The following is a 6212-nucleotide window of genomic DNA, read 5'->3' on the forward strand; positions in this document are numbered from 1 at the left end:
GGGGTCAGTTCTTCATGACGGAAAGGGGGCAGTTCCGAATGTCGCTGGACAGCCGTCGGCGTGGAGATATCCCGCAAAGCCCTGGAGATGGCCTTGCGGGCGTATGCCCTTGCGATCCGGGGTGTAGCGATAGAGGACGGCGGGCGCTGCATCACCGGCATGGGGGCGCTCGTCGCGGACATACACCCAAAGCCGACCCGTCGCGGTCTTGCCAAACCCGGGAGCGAGCACCGGCACGGGGGTATCGTCGGCGTGGAGCGCGGGCCCGGCCATGGCATGCTTGCCGATCGCTTCGGCCAGGGGCGTCAGCAGCGCCGCGGCCGATCCGACCCAATCGGCCAGGGTCGAGCGGTCGAGCTCGACGCCTTCGCGGGCATAGATCTCTGACTGGCGGTAAAGTGGCAGGTGGTCGGCATACTTGGCCACCAGCACATGGGCGAGCAATCCAGGGCCAGGCCGTCCGCGCTCGATCGGTAGGGAGGGCATCGGCGCCTGCACGATCGCCTCGCACTGGCGGCAGACGATCTTGGGGCGGATATGCCGGACGACCTTGAACTGGGTGACGCGCTCCAGCACCTCGGTCTCGTCCTGGCCGAGCCGGCGCAACTGTCCGCCGCAAGCAAGGCAGCCACAGCCGAGATCGCCACTGGCGATACCCACCGGCCAGTGGATGACCTCCTCGCGCGGCAGGTGGTCGGGCAAGGGACGACGAACCGGATGCTGCCGGGCGTCGGGAACTGCTGGCATGACCGCGCGCTCCAGAACCGTCCGCGCCGCCGTGCCCTCCTCGACATCCTCGAGCGCCAGCTCCAGTTGGAGGATGGCGGCGTCGAGCTTCTCCGACGACTGCCCAAACTGCATCCGGCGCAGCTTCGCCAGTTGCGCCTTCAGCTTCTCGATCATGAGCAGATGGGCGGCGCTTTGAGCACGCGCCGCGATCAGCAGCGCCTGGAGCGTCGCGACGTCGTCGGGAAGGTCTGCGGAGGCGCTTGCCATGGTCTTTTCGAGATTATCGCGAGGCCGGGGGCCAAGCCATTGAATCTTGGTCGATCTTGACCGCGCACCACAGGCCTGAATCGGCTTGAAGCCCTCGCTTCACAGAGCGAGGCTGGGGCGATCGGTTCGGATCGGTGCGCGCCAGTCGATCCCCTCCAGCAGCATGGAGAGCTGCGCCGGCGTCAACCGCACCACGCCGTCGGTCGTGACTGGCCAGATGAAGCGACCCCGTTCCAGCCGCTTGGCGAACAGGCAGAAGCCCTGTCCATCCCAGTACAGCACCTTCAGAAGATCGCCTCGGCGGCCGCGAAAGACGAACAGGTGACCGGAGAAGGGATCCTGTTCCAGTGCCCCCTGCACCAGCGCCGCCAGGCCGTCGAAGCCTTTGCGCATGTCGGTCGGGCCCATGGCGAGATAGACCCGCATCCCGGCGGGGATTGCGATCATCGCCGGTCCAGCACGTCGAGCACCCGCCGCAGAGCGTCCGCGTCGACATCGCGATCGACCCGCAGCCTGCGGCCCGAGCCGAGCGCAATCTCGATCATGCCAGACGGGCGACGGCTCCGGCGCGCGGGCTCCGCGACGGCGACCTCGGCAACCGGCGTGGGCGTGACGTTGGTCACGACAGGAGCCAGTTCGACAGGCAGCAGAAGCGGCGCCAGGCCGTCCCCACCCAACTGACCCAGCTTCGCCTGTCGACGCCATGTGAAAACCAGGCTCGCCGCGACGCCGTTGCGCCGCGCGACATCCGTCACCGTCACGCCAGCAGCGAAACTCTCCTCGACGATCCGGACCTTGTCCTCATAGTGCCAGCGCCGTCGCCGCTCGATCGCGCCCAGAACCTCCGCCCGAACCATCGCCATGACCTTAAAGCTAGACTTAAGGTCACACCGTCCGGGAAATGCCGCCCACCGTGCAAGGCGGCCAAGACCGGACGGTTACGGCGCTGCCGTTGTCGGACAGCCATTCGACCGCATGCGGCACCCTGGTCGTGCCAAAGCGGCGTTCGACGGCGGTCACCATGAGATCGCGGACCATCTCGCCGGAGATGCCGGCTTGCGCCACCGCCGACCAGGCAATGATCTCGCGGTCGCAGGCATCCAGAATGAAGAGGACGCGCACGACCTCGCTGTTGCGAGCATGGATCTCCAGATGGTTCGAGCACCATCGCACATTCGAACGAAGCGCGATGACGACGCCGTCATGCTGCCGACCGGGCCGGTGTGCCGTATGGCGTTCCAGCGTCAGGCCGTGATGCTGCATGATCCGCAGCTCCCGCTTGGCATTGATGGTCGGCAGGCCTTTTGCTCGCCGCTCTCGGTTCAAGAGCGCTGTCACGCGCGTCGATACCCATAGGTCGGCCGGGCATCGACGAGGGCCCGGATCGACGAAAGGAACTCAACATCCTGCGCCTTGCGATAGGGCCCACGCGGCGTGGGCGTCCCGCCGCGTCGCTCGTTGATGTGGGAACGAGCGACGCCGAGCGTCCGTGCGACCGCGCTCACCGTGAACCGTCCGTCGGACCGCTCCCGGACAGCAAGGGCGATGTCCGCTTTATTGGGCGGGCGACTCGAGCGCCTCTTTGAGAATTTCGTTCTCCATCGTCTTGCGACCGAGCAACCGCTCCAGATCGCGAACGCGTTTCTCCAGATCGCGGACGCGCGAGGTGCCAACGACGTCGTCATCCGCTTGAACGGCGGCGTGACCGCCTTCCAGCATGCGGCGCTTACAAGCGAAGAGCTGCGAGGGCGAGATGCCGGCCTGACGTGCCACGAACGACACGCTTATTCCAGGCTGCATCGCTTCTTCGACGAGACGGACCTTCTCGGCCGTCGACCACCGGCGCCGGCGCTGCACCGAAGTGATGACTTCGACCCGCGAGAACGGGCCGTCAGGGGATTTCGACATAGTCGTACTCATAGGCGAATGCCTATGCCTTAGCGGCTATGCCACCTGTCCGATCAAAACGGGGTGCGCTCCAGCCTCTGGACATCTCAGCTAAATCAGCTCCTCGGGAGCAGGTTCGATGAATGGACATTATTCGCGCGTCGGGCGCCAAACGTCGGCTTCCGGTAGTTCGAATTGCTAATCCAGGCTTCCGGCCGCACCGGGGCAGATGCTGCCTTCCAGGCCCACTGCAATGCCAGCGGCGAGGGCCTCCAGTGTGCAGCGAGACATCAACGCCCACACCGGCCCCGCAAATGCGCCCAAGGAGCCCTGCGCAAAGGGCCGGGACCTGTGCCTCGCTCGCGGCGACATCGGTGAGGATGCGATGCTCGAATGCGCATGGATGACGAAGGGGAGCGCTTCCGAGATCGCAGCGTCGACGCCTCGGTTCAGCGGCTTACGATGAGTCCTGCGCCGTCGGCGGTGGGCGCTGATCGAGCCGCGGATCCCAGGGAGACCCGCGAGCAAGCGCAACTGAAGTGGCTTTCAGTTAGTCGGGGCAGCCATTGGCGAGCACTGGAACCGTAGCGTAGCTGATCTTCTGCGGCTTAACGATCTGTTAATCTTCATCCGCAATACTACCGCTACTGACGCGCCAGGAACTGGTCTGACACCCAGCGCAGGGCCGCCACAAGTACGATTTTTTTCGGCCAGCCAGCCTGTGTAGCGCGCAACAGCACGTCCCTCAGCAGCTGATCGACGGCAGCCTCGCAGTCCTGCGCGGCTGACCGCTCATCTGACCAAATGCGGGACCCAGGAGGCTCAATCGCTCGACGTGCATAATCCTCAAGAAAGCGTCCGATAAAGGGCGGTACGCCGTCCTTGGCCCAGTTTTGGACCGTTCGGACAGACAGATCGTATTGGCGAGCGAAGCTGGTTTGGGTGTGCCCAAGCCTCTTCAGCGCCATTTTGAAAGCGGGTCCGTCCATCTGCCTGCCACCAAGGATCAACCGCTGATCCATCCACAAAACCAAGGATCGGCACACCGATCCTTCCTGCCGAGTCGCCGTCGAACCAAGACTAATCACCCCGTCCATCACTTACACCAAAAATTCGCATATCGATCCATGAAACGTTCACGCCAATCCATCCAGGAACAGGCCTAGCCATGAAACTCAGTCCTCACGCCTATGACCACTCGATCGAAGTCATGCGCCGGATGCGCACCATGTGCGATGACATCGACGCTGTGTTGGCGGGGTTGCCGCCTTCGGTAGAGAAGCTCTCCCAAGCGCCCCTGATCCATCAGTGGAAGGTAGTGCCATATCAGTCGGTATGCCTGGCAGGCTTTGTCTCAGGCCACCCGCGGATCAGGAATGGACCGGTGCTCTCCAGCCAGGTGTTCATGCTCGACCCCGAGCGGAAGTGGGGTCGGACGATCAGCAGATTCTATCGGCTTGGAACCCCAGCAGAGGAGGGAGGCCAATGAGCGATCAATTCAGAATGCTCTTTGGTGACGACCAGGTGCGCGCCTTCCAGAAGCGCTGGGTCCGGACAATTAGTCGGTTCTATAGGCTCGGTACCCCCAAAGAGGCTTCGACATGAAAACGATCCGCGGCATGGAAGATAAAGAGGGCTTGGCTGCTCGGCTAATCGCAGCGGCACGGGACATTTCAAAGTTCGAGGCCGGCTATAGACCTAGCGCCAGTGACGTCGAAACCTTCCACACGATATTGCAATGGACCATCGACTATCCGCGATCGTGGGTGATCTGGGGAAAGATCCTGGAGCCTGGCAAGCGAGAATATGAAGGGGGCCCCATCCACGATTACGTTGACGTACTTTTCTATATCGATGTCAGAAACAGATGGGCGTTGACATTGAACGGTTTTTTGCGGCTCCAGGATCAACCTGAAGGCCCTCGCGCCGATGCGTGGAAAGCAGCCACCAAAAGGAAGCTGACATGAACCGCATCCTGGTCATGAGCGACATTCACATGGAGTTCGGGGCGCGTTTCGACTGTCCCACCAACACTCGTTGTACTGGCGCTATCTTTGCCGGGGACATCGATAAGCCAGTCACGGGGGCGTTGGAATGGCTTGCATGGCAGCGCGATAAGTTTTTGGGTGGTGTACCAATAATTTACGTTGCCGGAAACCATGAATACTACGGCTCGAACATAGCTTTGGAGCGAGAAGCAGGACGAGTTCGCGCAGAAAAGCTGGGTATACATTTTCTAGATCCTGGATCCGTTGTTATCGATGGGGTGAAAATCATAGGCGCCACGTTGTGGACGGATTTTAACCTCAACCGCCGGCCTGTTACTGATCGTAAGGCCGCTCTGCGAGGCATGAACGACTACAGGAGGATCAAGGTCACCCTCGACGGAAAAACGAGAACGATCAGGCCACATTACATCCAAGGCCTCCACAAAGTGGATCGTGCCTTCATCGAGCGAGAGCTGGCCAATCCTCACGATGGAGCAACCATAGTGGTGACCCACCACGCACCCCATCCTGAATCGGTCGTGCCCATGTACCGCGGCGAACCGTTATCCGCGTGCTACGCGTCAGATCTTTCTGATGTCATCGAGCGGTATCAGCCGAAACTCTGGATACATGGGCACGACCACCATCACCATTTATACAAGGTTGGTGAGACGACTATATTCGCCAATCCCGCAGGATATCCCGTCGCCCACCACGGTGCGCGCGCAGGTGAGCGCGAGTGTAAAGAATTCAACCCTCGATACATTGTCGAAGTCTAAATTAATCGAAGCCCGGCCAGCGAACTCGATTACAAGCGCTGGCCGGACGGTTCGATTAAGTCAAACTTCACGGCTTCCAGGAAACGGCTGCCTTCACGCAAGGCGAGCAGGCGCTCGCGCAGCGTCTCCGGGCGCGACCGCGAGGCGGTACGGATGGAGGACGATGTCAGCTTCATGGTGGCTTCTCCTACGCATTGATGACGAGGGACTGGTCCAGACCGCTGAGGGCGGAAGGCCAAGGGTGCTGATCTGACGAACGTCGCGCGATGCCGGCCGGGGGGCGAGCTCCATATAGGTTCGGAGGACAGCTGAAACGGTCGCTCATGAGGCATAGGTCAGGACGACGTCAAATTCGCTTAGCGCTGGGCAGAGTAGGGTCCGCCGTCGTATAGCGACTCAAATCGCGCTTTCATCGGAGCTGGTTCCCGATGGTGCGCCCGTGAGCGCCGGTTCATCCGACCAATATTCCAATGGTGCGCCCACGTGCACCCATTCATCGGACCAAATCGCTAGAGCGGAATCCCATCAGGTTGCGTCGTACCCTGCCGCGCTGAAGTAGTTG

At 61.8% G+C, this 6212-nt stretch carries 6 protein-coding genes and 2 pseudogenes; 2 read left to right on the plus strand and 6 right to left on the minus strand.

Annotation, left to right across the window (positions count from 1 at the left end; translation table 11 throughout):
* Positions 1-51 precede the first annotated feature (51 nt).
* The 5 genes and pseudogenes from AX750_RS13180 to AX750_RS13205 all read right to left on the minus strand — a co-directional run.
* Positions 52-996: pseudogene (locus tag AX750_RS13180) on the minus strand (IS66 family transposase); the annotation flags it as partial.
* 99 nt (positions 997-1095) lie between these two features.
* Complete coding sequence (gene tnpB / locus AX750_RS13185; RefSeq protein ID WP_067254418.1) at positions 1096-1443, minus strand: IS66 family insertion sequence element accessory protein TnpB; 348 nt, start codon at positions 1441-1443, stop codon at positions 1096-1098.
* Positions 1440-1859 carry a transposase gene (locus tag AX750_RS13190; RefSeq protein ID WP_082734982.1) on the minus strand — a complete coding sequence of 140 codons (420 nt, stop codon included), beginning with the start codon at positions 1857-1859 and terminating at the stop codon, positions 1440-1442. Before AX750_RS13190 ends, tnpB begins: the two co-directional genes overlap by 4 nt.
* 22 nt (positions 1860-1881) lie before the next feature.
* Positions 1882-2916 (minus strand): annotated as a pseudogene (locus AX750_RS26890) (IS3 family transposase).
* Positions 2917-3527: 611 nt separating this feature from the next.
* Positions 3528-3980 carry a hypothetical protein gene (locus tag AX750_RS13205; protein WP_156451259.1) on the minus strand — a complete coding sequence of 151 codons (453 nt, stop codon included), beginning with the start codon at positions 3978-3980 and terminating at the stop codon, positions 3528-3530.
* A gap of 504 nt (positions 3981-4484) precedes the next feature.
* On the opposite strand from AX750_RS13205, the gene AX750_RS13215 reads away from it, so the two are divergent.
* Positions 4485-4850: a hypothetical protein gene (locus AX750_RS13215; protein WP_067254431.1), complete on the plus strand. Its 366-nt coding sequence runs from the start codon at positions 4485-4487 to the stop codon at positions 4848-4850.
* Positions 4847-5650, plus strand: a complete 804-nt coding sequence (locus AX750_RS25550) for a metallophosphoesterase (RefSeq protein ID WP_082737591.1) — start codon at positions 4847-4849, stop codon at positions 5648-5650. The genes AX750_RS13215 and AX750_RS25550 overlap by 4 nt, the downstream gene beginning before the upstream one ends.
* Positions 5651-5679: 29 nt before the next feature.
* On the opposite strand, the gene AX750_RS26030 is transcribed toward AX750_RS25550, so the two are convergent.
* Positions 5680-5826 carry a hypothetical protein gene (locus tag AX750_RS26030; protein WP_156451257.1) on the minus strand — a complete coding sequence of 49 codons (147 nt, stop codon included), beginning with the start codon at positions 5824-5826 and terminating at the stop codon, positions 5680-5682.
* Positions 5827-6212 lie beyond the last annotated feature (386 nt).

The sequence above is a fragment of the Methylobacterium sp. CCH7-A2 genome (assembly GCF_001557075.1).
GTDB classification, from domain to species: Bacteria; Pseudomonadota; Alphaproteobacteria; order Rhizobiales; family Beijerinckiaceae; genus Allobosea; species Allobosea massiliensis.